The sequence below is a fragment of the Aeribacillus sp. SP014 genome (assembly GCF_054055575.1).
Genome location: NZ_JBSRXI010000001.1, coordinates 3,596,975 through 3,616,482, shown reverse-complemented (window position 1 = coordinate 3,616,482; position 19,508 = coordinate 3,596,975). Strand labels below are relative to the sequence as shown.

General features: G+C 38.9%; 19 protein-coding genes. 18 read left to right on the top strand and 1 reads right to left on the bottom strand.

The features are described from left to right. The first annotated feature begins 4 nt into the window (after window positions 1-4). The 8 genes from ACVIJU_RS17775 (at window position 5) to ACVIJU_RS17740 (ending at window position 9,461) form a co-directional block, all read left to right on the top strand. Window positions 5-505: an acetone carboxylase subunit gamma gene (locus ACVIJU_RS17775; RefSeq protein WP_144598056.1), complete on the top strand. Its 501-nt coding sequence runs from the start codon at window positions 5-7 to the stop codon at window positions 503-505. A 518-nt stretch (window positions 506-1,023) separates the two neighbouring features. Further along, entirely contained in the window at window positions 1,024-3,012 is a 1,989-nt protein-coding gene (locus tag ACVIJU_RS17770) for a sigma-54-dependent Fis family transcriptional regulator (protein ID WP_456687826.1), read from the top strand. Window positions 3,013-3,240: 228 nt separating this feature from the next. After that, window positions 3,241-3,669 carry a DUF2935 domain-containing protein gene (locus tag ACVIJU_RS17765; RefSeq protein WP_063389235.1) on the top strand — a complete coding sequence of 143 codons (429 nt, stop codon included), beginning with the start codon at window positions 3,241-3,243 and terminating at the stop codon, window positions 3,667-3,669. A 459-nt stretch (window positions 3,670-4,128) separates the two neighbouring features. Further along, on the top strand, window positions 4,129-5,229 hold the full coding sequence (locus ACVIJU_RS17760) for a sensor histidine kinase (RefSeq protein ID WP_066246778.1): 1,101 nt from the start codon (window positions 4,129-4,131) through the stop codon (window positions 5,227-5,229). Beyond that, window positions 5,229-5,864: a response regulator gene (locus tag ACVIJU_RS17755; RefSeq protein WP_456687825.1), complete on the top strand. Its 636-nt coding sequence runs from the start codon at window positions 5,229-5,231 to the stop codon at window positions 5,862-5,864. Before ACVIJU_RS17760 ends, ACVIJU_RS17755 begins: the two co-directional genes overlap by 1 nt. A 273-nt stretch (window positions 5,865-6,137) precedes the next feature. Continuing rightward, on the top strand, window positions 6,138-7,070 hold the full coding sequence (locus ACVIJU_RS17750) for an ABC transporter ATP-binding protein (RefSeq protein ID WP_063389232.1): 933 nt from the start codon (window positions 6,138-6,140) through the stop codon (window positions 7,068-7,070). Window positions 7,071-7,083: 13 nt separating this feature from the next. Beyond that, complete coding sequence (locus ACVIJU_RS17745) at window positions 7,084-8,349, top strand: ABC transporter permease (RefSeq protein ID WP_340807157.1); 1,266 nt, start codon at window positions 7,084-7,086, stop codon at window positions 8,347-8,349. After that, window positions 8,346-9,461 (top strand): ABC transporter permease, encoded by a 1,116-nt coding sequence (locus ACVIJU_RS17740; RefSeq protein ID WP_063389230.1) that lies wholly within the window; start codon window positions 8,346-8,348, stop codon window positions 9,459-9,461. Before ACVIJU_RS17745 ends, ACVIJU_RS17740 begins: the two co-directional genes overlap by 4 nt. A 40-nt stretch (window positions 9,462-9,501) precedes the next feature. On the opposite strand, the gene ACVIJU_RS17735 is transcribed toward ACVIJU_RS17740, so the two are convergent. Continuing rightward, a complete protein-coding gene (locus tag ACVIJU_RS17735; RefSeq protein ID WP_063389292.1) occupies window positions 9,502-11,199 on the bottom strand; it encodes an ABC transporter ATP-binding protein in 1,698 nt (565 codons plus the stop codon). Window positions 11,200-11,732: 533 nt separating this feature from the next. Here ACVIJU_RS17735 and rraA point away from each other — a divergent pair. From rraA to ACVIJU_RS17685, 10 genes are all read left to right on the top strand, one after another. After that, window positions 11,733-12,218, top strand: coding sequence for a ribonuclease E activity regulator RraA (gene rraA / locus ACVIJU_RS17730; protein WP_063389228.1), 486 nt, complete (start codon window positions 11,733-11,735; stop codon window positions 12,216-12,218). A 599-nt stretch (window positions 12,219-12,817) separates the two neighbouring features. Further along, window positions 12,818-13,501 carry a class I SAM-dependent methyltransferase gene (locus ACVIJU_RS17725; RefSeq protein ID WP_456687824.1) on the top strand — a complete coding sequence of 228 codons (684 nt, stop codon included), beginning with the start codon at window positions 12,818-12,820 and terminating at the stop codon, window positions 13,499-13,501. Window positions 13,502-13,587: 86 nt separating this feature from the next. Next, on the top strand, window positions 13,588-13,737 hold the full coding sequence (locus tag ACVIJU_RS17720; protein WP_327019725.1) for an NAD(P)H-binding protein: 150 nt from the start codon (window positions 13,588-13,590) through the stop codon (window positions 13,735-13,737). A gap of 236 nt (window positions 13,738-13,973) precedes the next feature. Continuing rightward, window positions 13,974-14,210, top strand: a complete 237-nt coding sequence (locus tag ACVIJU_RS17715; protein WP_161939834.1) for an NAD(P)H-binding protein — start codon at window positions 13,974-13,976, stop codon at window positions 14,208-14,210. A gap of 450 nt (window positions 14,211-14,660) precedes the next feature. Further along, window positions 14,661-14,999 (top strand): L,D-transpeptidase, encoded by a 339-nt coding sequence (locus ACVIJU_RS17710; RefSeq protein WP_063389226.1) that lies wholly within the window; start codon window positions 14,661-14,663, stop codon window positions 14,997-14,999. Window positions 15,000-15,144: 145 nt separating this feature from the next. Beyond that, entirely contained in the window at window positions 15,145-15,684 is a 540-nt protein-coding gene (locus tag ACVIJU_RS17705) for an O-acetyl-ADP-ribose deacetylase (protein WP_063389225.1), read from the top strand. Window positions 15,685-16,037: 353 nt separating this feature from the next. Next, window positions 16,038-16,748, top strand: coding sequence for an AAA family ATPase (locus tag ACVIJU_RS17700; protein ID WP_063389224.1), 711 nt, complete (start codon window positions 16,038-16,040; stop codon window positions 16,746-16,748). 92 nt (window positions 16,749-16,840) lie between these two features. After that, window positions 16,841-17,314 carry a Cys-tRNA(Pro) deacylase gene (gene ybaK / locus ACVIJU_RS17695; protein ID WP_066248834.1) on the top strand — a complete coding sequence of 158 codons (474 nt, stop codon included), beginning with the start codon at window positions 16,841-16,843 and terminating at the stop codon, window positions 17,312-17,314. A 148-nt stretch (window positions 17,315-17,462) separates the two neighbouring features. After that, a complete protein-coding gene (locus tag ACVIJU_RS17690) occupies window positions 17,463-17,753 on the top strand; it encodes a phasin family protein (RefSeq protein WP_063389222.1) in 291 nt (96 codons plus the stop codon). Between the two features lie 45 nt (window positions 17,754-17,798). After that, entirely contained in the window at window positions 17,799-19,478 is a 1,680-nt protein-coding gene (locus tag ACVIJU_RS17685; RefSeq protein WP_130158382.1) for an ABC1 kinase family protein, read from the top strand. The last annotated feature ends 30 nt before the right edge of the window (window positions 19,479-19,508 follow it).

Below are 19,508 nucleotides of genomic sequence, written 5' to 3'. Positions count from 1 at the left end.
GAACATGGCACAATATGATCGTAAGACGATTGAAGAGCTGATCGACGGAACAATTGATTTTTACAAATTAAAAGAAATGCTTTCAAATTTTAAGGATACTGACCGATTTGATAAATATATCAGCATTTTGCAGGAAAGAGTTCCATGGGATGATCCAATTCTATTGCCGGCTGGACTTCACCTTTATATCGTTTTGAAGCCAGATGGCAAACGAGTCGTAAAGTGTGATTGCGGACATGAATTTTGTGAGGCAAGTGACAACTGGAAACTTCATGCGCTTATACACGTTCGTGATACAGAGGAAAAAATGGTGGAGCTGTATCCGAAGCTGCTTGCTCCAGATCCGGAGTGGCAGGTTATACGTGAATACTATTGCCCAAATTGTGCAAGTCAACTGGAGGTAGAAGCTGTAACACCTTGGTATCCAATCTTAAAAGATTTTGAACCAGATATTGATGCATTTTACAATGAATGGCTGAAGCGTCCGATACCTCAAGTGAAATAAACCATCAACCAGGAGTTCGTTTCTGACTAAAGGCTGACACAATCGAACAGCAAGTGGATAACCTAGTGTTTTCATCACAAAGGTTATCCACTTTTATTTAAAGCAGTTTTAAAAAAACTATAGAAAGTTGACACATTATTTCATTTTTAGAGAGAATACCATAAAGAAACAGAATTTTTTACGACAAGCAGTTCAAAACGTATTGCTCAAAATTAATCTGTCGCATGCACACTTGAGCAAATGCGTTAAACATTTGACATCGTTTTGATAAAGCGATGGTGAACGCATGAATTTGATTCAAAAGATTAAAAATGCGAATCTAGACACTTGATATCTTCGAGTAAATACGTTAATAATTGTGGTAACACTTGTCACTTCCTTGCTGATCATCACTGGTGTGTAATTCCTTAAGAACTACGGGGGTGGTAAGTTTTTTGCTTTTAAAGCCCCGAATAAAGTATTTTTATAATCTATTTTCGAAAAATTTTGATAATATGTCCAAGAGGAGGGGGGAGTACATGGGCAATCCATATATATCTATTTTCTCTACGCACAACTTGCCAGATAAAAAAAGAGATTTGGAAACTTTATGGGAAATGTTTGTGGAAAGATCGTGGGAAGATAAAATATCGGGCAAAATACGAAAAAATGTTTTAGATTCTTGGAGCCGCTGTCAGGAAACTGGAGTTGACCCGATGCAATTGCAAACGAAGGCAGCTTTAACAGAATACGAATTAAATCATCTGTTAAAAGGATCTGAGCTATATCAAATTGCGAAACCGATTATTGATAATTTATTTTATAAGTTGAAAGGTACTCGGTATCTTATCACGCTGACGGATGAAAACGGTTGCATAATTTATTTAAAAGGTGAACCGTATGTTTTGCGGGAAGCGGAAAAAATGAATTTCACAGTTGGCATGGACTGGAGCGAAAATGCAGCAGGTACAAATGCGATTGGAACGTGTATCGTCACCCAAAATCCCATTCAAATTTTTTCTGCAGAACACTTTTGTCAAGGATGTCATCCATGGACATGTTCTTCAGCTCCTATCATTCATCCCTTCACAAAAGAGGTCATCGGTGTCATCGATTTTACAGGATTTTGGGAAGATGCTCAGCCTCATACACTTGGTTTAGCTGTATCCACTGCACAAGTGATTGAAAAACAGCTTGCATACGTCTATATGAAAGTGAATAACTATTTAATAGATTATTTTTTTCAATGCGCAAATAAATGGAAAAACGATCATATTCTAGTACTGAACCATGCTTTTTATGTTGTGAAGAGCAGTGAAAAGCTAAAGGAATTATTTAACCTGAAACATGCAGGAGATTTGGCGGTAAATCCTGATTTTCATCCTTTAATAAATGAGATGAAAAGGATGTCCAAATTCTCTGCGAAAAACGATATTTCCAGCGATTTGATGGTTCGAGATTTCAAGGTTTTAGCAATCGAGCCGATTCATTTTAAAGGGGAAGTTGCTGGATATATGGTCGTGTTGAAGGATAACAAAAAGGTATTCCGTACCACTGCGCGATACATTCTCAAGGATGAACCATGGAACGATATTATTGGGACATCGGATGCATTGTTAACAGCACTAAACAAATGTTATAAAGCTGCTCCTTCAAATGTTCCGATTCTTCTGTTGGGAGAAAGCGGTACAGGAAAGGAAAAAATTGCAAAATCAATACATCAATCTAGTCAGAGAAGAGACAAACCTTTTTTAGCAATAAACTGTGGCGCAATTCCGAAAGAATTGATTGGAAGTGAACTGTTCGGTTACGAAAGTGGAACTTTTACCGGAGGTTCGAAAGAAGGGAAGAAAGGAAAATTTGAGGAAGCAAACGAAGGAACCTTGTTTTTAGATGAAATCGGCGAGATGCCACTAGATCTGCAAGTCCATTTGCTTAGGGTGCTGCAAGAAAAGGAGATTATGAGGCTGGGTTCATCTCAAACGATTCCAATCAATGTGAGAATTATTGCTGCAACGAATAAGAACTTATATGCCTTGTGTAAACAAGGGCTTTTTCGCGAAGACTTATTTTTTAGACTTAACGTTGTTACGGTTAATATTCCTCCTCTTCGTGAGCGAAGGGAAGATATTCCTCTGATTGCTGATTATTTCTTAAAAAAATTTGCAAAAAAGTATGCGAGAGAATCCCTTTCCATTGCGCAAGAAACTTTAAATTACTTTTTAGAATATTCGTGGCCCGGCAACATAAGAGAAATGCAAAATGTCATTGAGTATGCCGTCATATTTAGTGATTCTCCTGTTATTAGGATAGAAGACTTACCGGCATACTTTATTGAAAACAGAATGAGCCTCTCCATCAATAACCAGCTTAAAGATTTATCTTTAATAGAAGTCGAAGAGCAAAAAGTGCTTGTCAGGCTTTTAGAGGAAACAGGCTGGAATTTATCAGCTGTCGCCAAAAAAATGAATATTGCCAGGTCCACTCTTTATCGGAAGTTAAAAAAATATCAGCTAAAACAAACATAAGCCGATTTTCTCGCGTAAATCCAATCATATTCACTAAACTCTTCACATGTCATCACATCTCAAATTTTTTAAAACAAAAAAATGCCTAGGCAAGGCGCTTTTTTTTACGGTGTCATAGATAATAGAAGCTAGTGTGTTGAAAATAAAAAGATCCTCAAACAAAGCTATCATACCTTATCCATTCCTTCCATACAATTGAAATGAACGACGATCATGGGAGGATGGATGATGCAATTTTATTACGGTCAGCAAATGCCGCTTCGCATATTGGATGAAGCGGAGTTTTGGAAGCATCAAGAGGAAGAGCATACTGTTGTGATCCGAGAGCTGGTGGCAAATTTAGAGCAAAACTATGTAGATGCTTTGTTAAATTGGGAAGAAGAATTGTCGAAGACGCATCAAAAGGTTGTGCGCTATATTGAGTCTGTCATACGCTCCCCTTACTATATTCCAGCAAAGCTTTATCAACGAGTATTGAATTTGGTGTCATTTTGCTTAAAGCAAAGTCTCGATTTTATTAAATTATGCCGGCAAATTAAAACGGAAAGCGCTGCTGTTCGAAAAAATCCGACCGCCAAAGTTGTTTTGAACCATATTATTCGTGAATCAGAATATTTTGTCGGCATAGCGCAAGTGCTGTTGTATGGCAGCAAGTAAATTTTCAAGGGAATTCCTTTTTTGAAGGAGTTTCCTTTTTGTTTTCCTGGATTTTATTATTATATCTATGATATGCAATTTCGAGAGTATGAGGATATTTTTACATACTATGGAATACTAGTAAGAAAAAATTTTATTTATAAAAACCGCTGGAATATTGATTTTTATGCGGTTTTTACATTAACTAATTAGATATAGGAATTGTTATTGTTAGTTATAGGATTTAGTTAAAGACATCGGTTAGATTAAACCGGTGTCTTTAATTATAGAGGTTGTTATTTAGAAATGTTGAATTCTAAAATCACAGGGTAATTATTTTGGAGAGAAAAAGGGAGGAGTTCAGTATTTTAATTAATTGGTACATGATTTGAGAAATGTCCGACATTTCTTTTGAAAAGCCGTTGACATTCTTTTATAGTTTCAGTAGGTTGATAGTAGATTACAAAGGGTGGGATGTCAGTGAAGGCTTTTTTATTCAGAGTGTTCGTTTTTGCTGTTTTATGGACGTACTTTTTATTTTCAGCTTTTTTGGATCATTCAGCACATCTCACCTTATTGGTATTTTTAAGTGCTTGTACAATTGGCTGCTATTTTTTTCTGCCTGTTGTCAAAAATACTCTTCTGTTGTACATCATCGTGGATCTTTTCATTTTGTCAGCGGGATGGCTTCAGTCTGCTGCAGGCAATCATGCCTCTCTTTTATTAATTTTATATCTTTATGTCGAAGCAATTTTTCAGCTAAAAAAACAGCCCTTTCGTCTGTTTGCCGTCATTCATGTTTCTGTTTCGATCCTGATCGCCTTATTCCTTCCTAATCCTTTTGAATGGCTGACGGTGTTTGCTATATTTACTTTCATTTCTGTTGTTTTAAATGAATATATCTTTGAAAGGAAGGAACAAAGGGAGCTGTATGAACAACTATTAGGAGAATATAGAGGATTAAAGCGTATCAGCTATGAAAACGAGCGGTCGGCCAGATTGGAAGAACGAACGAGAATTGCCCGTGATATTCATGATTCTGTCGGGCATAAATTAACGGCATTGCTGATGCAGCTTGAGATGCTTTCGATCAAAGAGAAAAGGAAGGAATATGAAGAATTAAAATCTTTAGTTCGCGAAAGTTTAGAGGAAACGAGACATGCAGTTAGGGCGCTAAAAATGGATGAAAGTGAAGGGATTTCGTCAGTGCTTCAGCTCATTCGTAAGCTGGAATCGGAAAGTCATATTATGGTGCATTTTACGACGAAGCAAGGGGTTTTGTCGGCCCGTCTTACTAATCAGCAAAATGTCGTTTTGTACCGAGTCATCCAAGAGGCGCTAACGAATGCGATGCGGCATGCGCAATCAAGGGAAGTGTATATCATATTAGGAAAAAATGCGATCGGTGACTTGGAATTTACGATAAAAAACCGGATATCGGATGCCAAACCGTTTCAAAAAGGCTTCGGTTTAACGAATATGAAAGAGCGTGTGAAAGAAGCTGGAGGAAGCTTGAACATATTTCAAACAAATGATGAGTTTGTTGTTCATGGGACTTTGCCAATAAAGGAGTATGAATGATGACCATCCGTATTTTACTTGTTGAAGATCAAGCCATTGTCCGCCAGGGCTTGAAAATGATGATCGAACAGGACGAGCAATTAAAAGTAGTCGCGGAAGCTGATCATGGGTTAAAAGCAATCGAAATAATGGAAAAGACAATTGTAGACCTGATTTTAATGGATATTCGCATGCCAGTTATGAACGGAGTAGAAGCGACTAAAAAAATAAAAGAGCGGTGGCCTGATGCGAAAATTCTTATTTTAACAACGTTTAATGATGAGGAATATGCCGTACAGACGTTGAAGGATGGGGCAAGCGGTTTTTTGCTGAAGACATCTGAACCGGCAAAGCTGATTGATGCGATACATAGCTGCATGAAAGGCGGAATGTCCATTCATGAAGATGTAGCGGCAAAAATGGTACCGAAGCTGCTGGAAAAGCCAAAAAAAGAGATGGTGAACGTGCCTTTAACACCGCGTGAGCTGGAGATTGTGAAGCTTGTCGGCGAAGGAAAAACGAACAAAGAAATTGCGTCTGACCTTCATTTGTCCATCGGAACTGTCAAAAACCATATGACGCAAATTTTAAATAAGCTTGGGCTGCGGGATAGAACACAGCTCGCTATTTATGCCATTAAACATGATATTTGCTAGCTGTTTGATTAGGATCGGCTATTTAGGCCGGTCTTTTTTTGTATTGAAATAATGCCGTGAAATTTTAAAGCTCTATGTTAATGAAGCGTTCATAATTGAAAAATGTTTGCTTCGACTCGGAATGTTTGCTGATTTTCAGCGCTATTCCTAGAGACTTTGTAAATGTATGACCTAAGTCATAGTTTTTCAGTGAAAAGAGTGACTGCAGATAGTATGTGAGAAAGTGCGGACGCTGTAATATACAAAATAGAACGTTGAGAGGGAGGATAAAAAATGCTGGAAGCTGTTGAAATAACGAAAAGGTTTAAACAAACGCATGCTGTAAACGGTGTGAATTTATTTTTGGAAAGAGGGGAAATCATCGGGCTTTTGGGGCCAAACGGCGCCGGCAAATCGACCACCATTTCAATTATTTCTACTCTGATTCCGCCGACAAGCGGTGATGTTCGTTTGAATAACGAAAGTGTCATCAAAAGGCCGGAAAAGCTCAGAAAAATTTTAGGGGTTGTACCGCAAGAAATTGCATTATATCCCGATTTATCAGCGCGGGAAAATTTGCTGTTTTTCGGCAAAATTTATCGGCTGTCAGGTTCGCAATTAAAACAGAAGGTAGAGGAAGTTTTGGAAATGATCGGTTTAACGGATCGCCAGCATGATCTTGTCAAAAATTTTTCAGGCGGAATGAAGAGAAGATTGAACATCGGGGCTGCCTTGCTGCACGAACCTGAATTGATCATTATGGATGAACCGACAGTCGGCATTGATCCACAATCAAGAAATTATATTTTGGAAACCGTCAAAAGGTTAAATAAGGAGAAAAAAATGACCGTATTGTACACGAGCCATTATATGGAGGAAGTCGAATTTTTATGCAATCGCATTTACATTATGGATAAAGGGAATATTTTGGCGGCCGGTACTAAAGAGGAGATAAAAAATATTTTATCGGCAGAAAACACAATCCAAATTACTGTCGAGCGCGTGAACGATTCATTTATTCAAGCGCTGCGTGATCATCCGGTTGTCAATCGCGTGACTGTGCAAGATCGGGTAATTACCGTATTAACGCCAAAGGAAGCGAATGCTTTTTCCATATTGTTCAAAATTGCTGAGGAAACAAACACAATGTTGACATCTATCGAGATTAAAACACCTACTTTGGAAGATGTGTTTCTTCATTTAACTGGAAGAGCATTACGAAATTAAAAGGGTGATGACCATGATTGGACAATTTATTAAGAAACAATTTTTAATAATGATCCGCAATAAGCAGGAATTGCTTCTTCTATTAGTAATGCCGTTCACTCTTATATCTATTTTAGGTTTTGCGCTCACAAGTGTAATGGACAGCAAAAAAATGGATATTCAAGCGAAAGTAGCGATTGTCGAACATGGCAATGAACAAAAGGACTTCGAAAAATTCGCCAACGACGTAAAAAACGTGCAAATGCCGGATGAGGAAAAGGAATTTCTATTAAAACAAGTGGAAAAAATGATGCCTATTTCCATTTTAAAACAAGAAATTTTAGGCTCAAAAGAGCTGGAACCGTATATACAAATGGCAGAGTTTCAGCCTTCTGAATTGGAGGAAATTCGTGAAAATGACAAATATACAGTCATTGTTGAAGTGCCGGAGCATTTTTCATACACGTTGTTAAACCATTTAATATTTGGTGAGAAAACGAAGCCGAAGCTTAGTATATATGTCAACGAAGGCAAAGAAATTACAGCCCAATTTGTTCAAGAACTCATCACTGAATTTCAAGAGCAATATTCTTTGATTTCTAAACTGGATCAGGCTGGCTTAAACGAATCACTTGAACTGCCTGTCGTAAAAGTAAAGGGAGAAATGGAAACCGTGACAAAACGGGAGCCTATTAATTCTTTTACTTATTATACAGTCGGCATAAGCGTTATGTTTGTGTTGTATCTGGCCTCGTATATTTCGTCTCATGCTTTGCAAGAAAAACAGTCGAACGCATTCCATCGTTTGTTGCTTGCCAATGTACCGAAAAATTTATACATGGCTGCTATTTTCATAACTTCCTTGATCATTGCCTTTTTTCAGCTCTCCTTGTTATATGCTTTAGCAGCCGTTTTTTACAGTGTCAAGTGGCCGGATCTCTTCTCGTTTATCATTGTTACGCTTGCTCTTTGTGTGGCAGTCGGAGGAATAGGAACCTTTTTAACATCATTGAGCTATCGAATAAATTCAGATAATGTTTCCATTTTCTTCTCAAGCGGAGTCGTTTCTATTTTGGCTTTTCTTGGCGGCAGCTATTTCCCGGTTTCGCAAATGTCGGAATTTATGCACAAATTGGGGGATATGACGCCAAATGGAGCCGGCATGACAGCTTATTTAAAAATTTTGCAAGGCTATGATCTGTCGCAATTTATTTGGCCTGTCATATACTTATGTCTTTTCGGTTTTGTTATGTTTGTATTGAGCTTGCTAGTTTTCCCAAAAAGGGGTGAAATGGCGTGATCGGAGTTTTGACAGCAAAGCTGCGTCTTTTTATCCGGAAGCCTTGGCTATTTTTAATGGTGTCGATCCTTTCTGTCGTTTTTGCTATGCTCATCAGTTCCGTAAACAAACAGACTATAGTTGTTCCAGTATACAGCGCGCTGCCTGAAAGTGAAGTGAAGGAAATCATTCGCTCTCTTGAGCAGTATAATCTATTTTCGTTTAAAAGGATGAAAAAAGAGGAAGTTGAAAAGCTGGTTGGCGAAGGTAAGGCGGAAGCAGGTGTGGAGCTTAAAAAGGACGATTTCCGCATAATCGTTGCTTCCAATACCCCCAATAGCTATTTGGTTCAGCAAACGGTTCAAAAAGTTTACGCAAAAGCATTACAATCCAAGTCGATCATCGATCAGGTGAAGGAAAAACAAGGAGAATCAAGCGCAAAGCAAGTGGCAAAATCGCTTGCGGAAGCGAAAAACGATCCGGTGTTTACCATAGAGACAAAACATTTCCGTGCGGATGAAACTGTTATCATCAACAGCAAAATGCAATCGATTTTCGGCAGTGTCTTATTTTTTGTCATTTATACGATTGCGTACAACGTTTTTAATATATTAATGGAAAAGCGAAACGGCATTTGGGATCGAATGATTTTGTCGCCGGTCAAAAAATGGGAGATGTATGCCGGAAATTTAATTTACAGTTTTGCAACCGGCTATATTCAGGTGGCGCTTATTTTTGCAGTCTTTCACTTTGTGTTTGATGTAGATTTCAGCGATAAATTTTGGTTTGTGCTCGTATTGCTCATCCCTTATGTACTGGCAATTGTCGCAATATCAATTTTTATAGTAGGAATTGTCAATAATGAGCAGCAGTTTCATGCGGTGCTTCCGCTTGTTTCTGTCAGCATGGCGATGCTCGGAGGATCTTATTGGCCGCTGGAAATTGTTTCTTCGGATGCACTTCTCTTGCTTTCAAAATTTGTCCCCGTTACGTATGGAATGGACCTGTTAAAAGGGGCGGTAGTTTACGGCTACTCATTCAGCGATTTGCTCTATCCGATGAGCATCCTATTCTTGATGGCTGTTGTGTTCATGGGGTTAGGGATCAACATTATGGAGCGGAAACGGGCTTAAGCGGTCAGCTTCCATTTGTAAATTATATGCGGCTCCCGCCTTAATCGTTGGCGGGAGCAAAATTTTGCATTTGTCGGCTGACAAGCTTTTGATACAACGGATGGGACTGCAATAACTCATTATGTGTTCCCTGACCGGTAATTTTACCATTTTCGAGGACGATGATTAAATCTGCATTAATAATAGTTGAAAGTCGATGGGCGATGACAAATGTTGTACGATTTTTCATAAGATGAAGGAGAGCGTTTTGCACTTTTTGCTCGGAGTTGCTGTCTAAATTGGATGTAGCTTCATCCAGCAGAAGAATTTTTGGATTTCTCAACAGTGCCCTCGCGATGGCAATGCGCTGACGCTGCCCACCGGATAGTTTGATCCCTCTTTCGCCGACTTCCGTTTCATAGCCGTCTTGCATTTGTTCGATGAATTCATCTACATTGGCCAATTGCGCTGCTTTTCTCACTTCTTCTTCGCTGACTGTACGATTTAGGCCGTAGCAAATATTTTCACGAATCGTGCCAGACATAATCGGGCTTTCTTGAGAAACGTAACCGATCTGTTGGCGCCACTCAAAAAGCGGAAATTCGCGAATGTCGGTATTCCCTAATTTTATTGCCCCGTTTGTTGGCTGATAGAACCGTTCAATAAGGGAAAAAATAGTTGTTTTACCAGCACCGCTTGGTCCGACGATCGCGACGGTTTGGCCGGGCTTCACTTCAAAATGAACGTTTTGCAAAATCGTTTTTCCTTTTTCATAAGCAAACGAGATGTTTTGAAACACGATTGGTTTATGAACATCAATTCTTGTATTTCCATTATTATGTTCTGTTTCTGTATTCAAAAGCTGCTGAATTCGTTCTGTCGCACCCATTGCCTTTTGGAAAGCTGTAAAAAATCCTGCCATTTGGCTAAAAGGTACAATAATTTGCACCATATATATTATGATGGCAACGAGCGAACCTGCGGATAATTCCCCTCTGGCAACACGAATTCCTCCATAGCCGATAATGACGACTAACACCGCCATAATAATCGTTGCCATTAAAGGTGAAATAATCGCTTGGATTTTTGCTTCCTTCAAGCCGAATCGGAACAACTGCTGAATTTTTTGATTTCCGTTTTGTTTTTCGACAGGTTCGGCAATGTTTGATTTTACCAACCGGATATCGCTCAGCACGCGGCCTAGATTACCGCTGAAAGTGGCCATTTCGTCTTGGGTTTGCATGGAAATTTTATAGATTTTCTGTCCAAGTGGAAGAACCAATACGATAGCAAGCGGTACAAAAATAAACAGAATGAGCGTCATTTTCCAATCAATGATAATTAAAATAGCGACAGCCCCTAAGACCGTAACAATTCCTGAAACGAAATTAGCTAAATGCTCGGTCACAAGCGACTTTACTGTATAAGTGTCCTGTGTTATGCGGCTCATCAATTCTCCAGATTCATGGCGGTCAAAATAAGGTATCGGCAAATACAGCACATGGTTCCAAAGCTTTAAACGGATTTTTGCCACAATATATTCGCCAATATAAGACATAAGATAATAGGAGAAGCCTGATGTGGCTGACTGAAGAATAAAAACTGCAATCAATAAAAAGATTAAATGAGTTTCAATACTTGAAGTTGAAAAACGATCAATCAAATCCCGTGTAAAGATCGGAACGACTAATCCTGTAGCTGCTTCCAAAAGACTTAATGCGATTGCCGCAACAAAAATCCAGAAAGGAGGGTTAGCCATTTTTATCAGCTTTTTAAAATTTTGCCAGGAAGTTTGATTTTTTTCAAAATTATCCACAATGAATCTCTCCTTTACGTTCGGGCCATTTTGAATCAGGATTGCTGGATAGCTTCTCTCCTTCTTAGTTTTATCTTAAAACCTGACGTAACGTTAGAATCAATATATTTTTTGAAAAAATGATTTAAATTTTGAAATTGTATGGAAAGGAAGAATTGCGGCTGTCTAAGTGGAACAGATTTGACTTCTCAGTCCTTTTCATATCGTTAAAACGGTTACATGAAGCCCGCCTCTAAGCAAGTGGGAGGGGGTAGTTCATCGAAATATTTTAAAGAAAGAATTAATGAATCGCTAAGTGCAAGAGAGAAGAGTTTGGCTTTGTGTTGCGCCGGCTAGTATCCAGCAAGCCCGGCCAAACAACGAAAAGCGAGCGCGGATCTTGACCTTTGATTATTTTTTCAATTTGAAAGGGTTTTGCTTCTTGGTTGTCAAAATATATTTTTGTATCAATCATAGATGGGGAAGGAGAATTCATCATGAAAACTGCTGATTTATGCGATCAATATTTAGAAAAGCTTCAAGTTTGTAAATTGCCGCTTATCAGTTATGGGGGACAAAAGGAATTTTCAGGTCCAATTGCAACGGTTGAAGTGTTTGAAGATAATGTGCTAGTTCGTCAGGCTCTAGAAACGATCCCAAAAGGTTCAGTTCTAGTTGTGGATGGAAAAGGTTCACGAAACTGCGCGCTTTTAGGAGATCGTTTAGCTCAGATTGCATGTGAACGTGAATTATCTGGCGTGATTATAAATGGATGTATACGCGACTCCGCTGAAATTGCGACGATGCCGATTGGGGTAAAGGCACTCGGCACCTGTCCGGTTAAAAGTAAAAAAGAAGGGAAAGGAAGCCGTGATGTCGTACTTGAATTTGGTGAAGTGCGCTGGATCCCAAATGCGTATGTGTATGCTGACAGCGATGGCATTGTCGTTTCTGAAGTGTCGCTAAATATGAATATAGAATAATTTAATTGATTGCATACTGTCCTTACGCGGGACAGCATAGTGATCTATACTTGAAAAGCTGTCAAACGATACAGAGGACGAAACGTAATGTCGAAAGGAAAAATGAGAATTTTTTGCGAATAACACGCGTTCAGACGCACCGTCAGCCTATATAAGTAACAATGAAGATCTAGACAAAAAGTCGACATTCGTATAAAAGTGTCGACTTTTTCCTTTTCATCATTTACGTCACTTTTATATTTGACGATTTATTACACTTATTGCTATTGCTGTTGCCGCTTCCAATCGCTTGAGTAAAAAATGGATGAATTTTTTGGTCACCGCTGCCTTTATCGTACTTTTAATGAACTCTCCTTTTTATTTAGAAAAATGCAGGAAAGTTATTCGCCATTTCTACTAATGTCATGATCACCGTTTTTTCTGTGAAAATTTTTACGCACGAACAGCTTCATTTGCGGCTTCCATCAGCACTTGCCCCGAAGAGGTTAAAATTTATAATGCCGCCTTCATAATTTTTTTGCGCAGCAAGCATTTTTGGTTGATTGTCAATCCTAACTTCTCGTCCATTCATGTATCTTAATACAAATGAGGTGTAAACATTGGAAACATTTAATTGGCATAAAGAAGCAGAAAAAAACTGGGATGATCGGGCCGATTTTTGGAATCAAAGCAGTGAGGAAAGGTGGGAGCATGGCAACCGTAAAACGATTGTTCCTTTTATTTTAAAGCATATACCGAAAGGAAGTTATATCGCTGATTTAGGCTGCGGGGACGGATACGGTTCGTTTAAGCTTCATGAAGCAGGCTATCATGTTATTGGCATTGATTTCTCCAAGGAAATGATTGAAAAGGCGAAGTCGAGAGGAGAGAACGAGCATTTGCAATTTCTTCAAGGGGATTTAACGAAATTGCCGTTTCCTGATGAAACATTTTCAGGAGCAATGGCAATTAACTCGATTGAGTGGATAGAGAAGCCGCTGGAAGCTTTGAATGAAATGAGGCGAGTGTTAAAAAACGGTCATCTCCTTTGTGTAGGGCTGCTCGGTCCGACCGCTGCTCCGCGAATGCACAGCTATCGCCGATTATATGGAGAGCCAGTGATTTGCAATACAATGATGCCATGGGAGTTTGAAAAATTAGCGAAGGAAAACGGCTGGGAAATAGTTGATGGAGAAGGAGTTTATAAAAGCAGAGTCACTGAGAAACTAGTTGCCTCACTTTCAACGGAGTTAAAGCAGGCATTAACCTTCATGTGGTTATTCATGCTTCGTAAAGCTGAATAGCAAATGGGGACTTATTTTGTTGTAGTTGTTTAAAAAGAAACGAAAACAATATTTTACACATTCTTTAAAAAATGTCCTAGGGGAAGATTCATTGGAACATTCTGATAGAATTCAATCATGGGGGGACAGGAAAAGTAGGTCGTTACATTGCCAAAAAAGCGTTAGAAAGCGGCTGCCAAGTTCGTATGCTTGTTAGAAATCCAGATAAATTAGCATATCGTGATGACAGAATTTAGCTTATTAGGGGAGATGTTCAAAATATAAATTTTATTCGAATTCTCCTCAAAGACTGTAATATTGTTATAAATACCTTTGGACAGTCGGTAAAGGCTTTGCCGTTATATAGCAGTGTACCGAATAATGTCCTTGCGATAATGCATGAATTTGGAATTAAAAGATACTAAGGGGTTACAGGTGCGTCCCAACTATAAAAGGTGACAACAAGAAACTAATAAATAGAATAGGTGCAAAAATGCTTGAACTCTTATTTCCTAAGATAATGACAGACAAACTTAAAGAACTACACATTCTCGCAAATAGTGAGATTGACTGGACGCTTGTACGCTTACCATTTGTTGTTGAGGGGTCAGAAACGGGCAATATAAAGGAAAGCTTAACGGATATGCCGGGAATAAAAATTTCGAATACTGATATAGCAAGATTTATTATTGATCAGATTCATGAAAAGAAGCCTTTTATTTCAAGCTGACTAAAAGCTATATGCGGGGAAGAAGCCATTTTTTTATAAAGCCATGAGTTATTTTGCTACTCGCTAATGATTGAAAATAATCTTTGGAATTCACTGTTTTTTATAGAAAACTCACTGTCCACGCCATCCAAAATGAAACATGTCATACCGAAGCTTCAAGTACTGCATGATAATAATCAATCCTATTTGGTAGGCCCCTCTTTTAAAGTCCATGTTCAAAAAATGGATGCGGACCACACATATACAAAAATTTATTCATTCTGTCTGGTATGAAAAAATGGAAGTGATGCTTAAGCGGCGATTCAGGTCGTACCGTTCATCAAGCAACAAATTAAGAAACTAGAAAACAGATAAAAACGTAAAAATAATGATAAGGTTTAAGCCTTTGGCTTTCATGTTGTCACACTAGTTTCCGCCCTCCCATATCGTGCAGGTAGGAGGGTGAGAAGCATGCCAAATTATCGGATCATCGTTGACATTTCGGATCGCAAACTTTTTCTGTTGGATGGAAACAAAGTGATTAGGGGGTACCCAGTAGGAATAGGAAAAATTGTCACCGCGACACCGATTGGTCGTTTTAAGATTGTCAATAAAGCTCCGAACCCAGGAGGGCCTTATGGTGTCTTATGGATGGGATTGTCGAAAAAACATTACGGCATTCATGGAACAAATGACCCTTCTTCGATCGGGAAAAGGGTGTCCAAAGGCTGCATTCGCATGCACAATCACGATATCATTGAATTGTCCAAATTCGTTCGGATCGGCACGATAGTTGATATAAGGCAATAAATAACAGCGACAACTAGCATCACAAGGTTTAGAGTATTGTTTAATAGGTTTTCCGTCAACTTGGACAGCTCTTGTTATATGTCATGATAGGAGCTGTCTGCCAGAAATAACATATTCAAATTTGCAAAAACGGAGGTTGATATTAATGAAAATCGTTATTAACGATACTGAATTGGAGGTAATAAAAGGCGATATTACAAAGTGTACTTGTGACGCGATTGTTAATGCGGCTAACAACGGACTTTTGGGAGGCGGGGGTGTCGACGGCGCGATCCATAGAGCAGGCGGGCCGGAGATTATGGAGGAATGCAAAAAGATCAGGGAAAGAACAGGAGGATGTCCGACCGGGGAAGCAGTTATTACTACTGCAGGAAATTTGCCCGCCAAATACGTTATTCATACTGTCGGACCAGTATGGAAAGGCGGAGCCTATCAAGAAAGGGAGCTGCTAAGAAATTGCTACATAAACTCCTTAAAGCTTGCGGAAGAGCATTTCGTGAAAACGATCGCATTTCCAAATATCAGTACTGGTGTTTATCGTTTTCCAAAGCATGAAGCGGCCCAAATTGCTTTAGAGACCGTTAAGGAGTGTATTCAAAATCAATTCATCCGAAGCATTCAATCAATATTGTTCGTTTGTTTTGATGACGAAAATTATCATATTTACAAGACGATGATCAGATAGGAAAAAACTCTTTTTCGAATCAATGGCCACCATACAAAAATCATTTATTCGTTGGCGAGCTTTAATTGCAAACAATAAGTTTTTGCGACATATTTATCAAAAACTAAGAAAATATGCAGCGTTGAGACGAAAATATCCATCGCCCGTTTCGTTTATAATGAAACTTTTTCAATGAATGCAGAAATTTCGAAGTCGGAATACAACATTTGATGATTTTCAAAGCGATCAACTTCAAAGGTCGCAGTATTCCAAAAAATTTTTTCCATAAAACATCAAGCAATCGGCAGTTGTTTATTTTATGTGAAACGTGCACAGTGAATATGAAAATACGAACGACTTTGGAGATGAATTCAATGTATTTGAAAAGCCTCGAAATTTTAAGAAATAAAGATATTGATTTAAATAGCTACCCGTTTTCGATTCCTGCAATAAAAAATTTAAAATCCATTTCGTTTCGTTCCAACATTACTTTTTTTGTCGGGGAAAACGGTTCCGGAAAATCAACGCTCCTTGAGGCAATAGCTTATCAGTGTGGCTTTAATACAGCCGGAGGAGGCAAAAACAATAATTTTCATGTAGATGCCTCCGATGCGGCCCTTGGGGAATACATACGGCTGTCATGGATGCCAAAAGTGACGAACGGGTTTTTTTTGCGAGCTGAGACCTTTTATCATTTTGCGTCGTATCTCGATACAATTCCTGAAAGTCTCCCTTATTATGGAGGCCGTTCTCTTCACAAACAGTCGCACGGGGAAGCTTTTCTCTCACTTTTAACAAATCGTTTTGGAAAAAAAGCGATCTATCTGTTGGATGAGCCTGAAGCAGCACTTTCACCTGCTAGACAGCTGACTTTATTAAGAATCATAAAAGATTTGGAAAACGATGCGCAGTTTATTATTTCTACTCATTCTCCCATTTTACTCGGCTATCCAAATGCCCAAATCTTAAATTTTGATGAACATCCGCTAAAGGAAGTAAAATATGAAGAAACTATGCATTATATTATTACTAGGCGGTTTCTCGAAAATAGAAAAAAGGTGTTAAGTGAACTGTTTAATGATTGAGACACAACAGCCTGTGTTGGAGATGCCGTCCATTTATATTTTTCATCACATCACTCACCCTGAAATATTCTGCTTTTGGAGAGGTATAAACAATGAACACAAAAACAAACGCAATGCGAATTCTTGATAAAGAAAAAATACAATACAACGTGATTACTTACGATGTCCAAAAGGGGAAGGTTGATGGGATTTCTGTTGCACAAATGATTGGCAGAAGCCCTGAATCAGTATATAAAACATTAGTTGCTAAGAGCAGCGCCGGCAACATTTATGTATTTGTCATCCCTGTTGAGGCAGAATTAGATTTAAAAAAAGCTGCGAAAATAACAGGAGAGAAAAAAATCGAAATGCTGCCAGTAAAAGATTTACAAAAATGGACAGGCTATATCCGCGGAGGCTGTTCGCCGATCGGCATGAAGAAACATTACCCGACGATTATCGATTCAACTGCATTGGAACACGAGCATATTATTGTCAGCGGGGGCAAAATCGGCGTGCAAATGGAGCTCAGCGTCAAAGATTTGCAGCAAGTAACAGAAGCGAAGCTGGAAGATGTGACGAAATAACAAAAATAGCCGAATTTTATAAGATGTGGTTGTTGTTTTACACTTCGAAAAGAAAGTGAAGGAATTTTACTGAATAAAATAGAAGATTAAGGTGATAACAAGGATAAAGCCTCGTGTTGAAATTCGAAAGAAATGGAGGGCAAGCATAATGGATTTATTCAAAAAGGGATTGGCGTTCGGACTTGGTTTAGCTGTAGCAAGCAAAGAACAAGTGAAAAAATTTGTAGATGAACTCGTGAAAAAAGGCGAGATATCGATTGAAGAATCAAAAGAAGTTTTTAACCAGTTAATCAAGCGCGGTGAAGAAGAAAAAACTGAACTGCAGCGTCTTGTTCGAGAGCAAGTGGCTCAGGTGATCAACAAACTAGATATAGCAACGAAGGAGGATATCCGAGAACTGGAAGAAAAGATTCGCAAATTGGAAAAGGAAGATGAGTAAAAGAGGACCTGTTAAAAGGTCCTTTGTTGTTGAGGAGGCGGTAAAGTGGTCGGAAAAAGGATGCGGCATATTGGCCGTTATCGGGATATCGCATCTGCTTTAATTCGCAATGGATTTGGATTCGTCGTAGAGGAAATGGGTATTTCGCAATTTCTTTCTTTGCCGCAAAAAGCTTTTTTTGGCAGAAAAACTGAGCATCATTCCAAAACGATAGGTGAACGGGTAAGGCTTGTATTGGAAGAGTTAGGCCCGACATTTATAAAATTAGGTCAAATTGCGAGCACCCGTCCTGATTTGCTGCCGGAGGAGATTATTAGTGAATTGGAAAAATTGCAGGATCGAGTTCCGCCTTTTTCTTTTGATGAGGTGCGTGAGATTGTTCAATCAGAATTGGGCGGTGAAATAGAAAAAATTTTTCGGCACTTTGATCATGCTCCGTTAGCTGCTGCTTCAATAGGACAAGTTCATCAAGCCGTTTTGCATTCGGGTGAAAAAGTGGCTATAAAAATTCAACGCCCTCATATTTCGAATGTGATTGAAACGGACTTAGAAATTCTTCAAGATTTAGCGGTATTAGCGGAGCATAGGCTAAAATGGGCTGCAAAGTATCAGGTCAGGGACATGATTGAAGAGTTTTCAAAGGCTCTTCGTGCTGAGCTCGATTATACCATTGAAGCCCGAAATGCAGACAAATTTTCTAAACAGAGTGCAAATGAACAAGCTGTCTACATTCCGAAAGTGTTTTGGGAGTACTCGACGAAAAGAGTATTAACAATGGAATATGTAGAAGGAATTAAACTAAATGAGATTGAAAAACTAAAAACAAATGGATACCATTTGGATCATATTACAGAAATTTTATCAAAAGAAATTTTCCGACAAATATTTATGGATGGTTTTTTTCATGCCGATCCCCATCCTGGAAATGTCATCATTAAGCAGGGCGGAATCATTGCCTTCATTGATTTCGGAATGACCGGCCGGCTTACATCGGACATGAAGCATCATTTCTCATCATTAGTGATTTCTTTAATGAGACAGAGTACGGATGGCGTCATGAAAGCCATTTTGCGCATGGGCATCGTTCCTGAAGATATCGATTTAAAGCAATTGAGAGCGGACATCGAAGATTTACGGGAAAAGTATTACGGTGTTCCGTTACACCAAGTCAGCATCGGTGAAGCTGTGAACGACCTTTTTCGAGCAGCTTTCAAACATTCCATCAAAATCCCTTCTGATTTAACACTATTAGGAAAAACGCTTTTGACGGTTGAAGGCGTGGTCGAAAAATTGAATCCTGATTTTAGAATTATCGATGTTGCTGAGCCTTTTGGTCGCCGGCTGGCAAAGGAGCGCTTGCATCCGAAGTATATCGCTGAAAATGCATGGAAACACGTAACAGATTATACAGAACTGCTAATGGATTTTCCAGCTTATGTAGCAGAGATCGCTTCTTTAATGAAGCGGGGCAGACTCCGCCATGAGATCACGATTCCGGAATTAGATCTTTTTCTGAAAAAACTTGACCGCATCAGCAATCGGTTATCGTTCAGCATCGTGCTATTGGCATTCAGTATTATTATGGTAGGGATTATTATTGGTTCTTCAATGGGAAGGCAATCAACACTGCTTTGGAAAATTCCAGCGATTGAAATCGGTTTTGGCGTAGCAACGCTCATGTTTTTGTGGCTGTTATTTTCCATTTTTAAGTCAGGAAGGTTTTAGTCAAAAAGAGCCGTCCAGAAAGTCAAATCC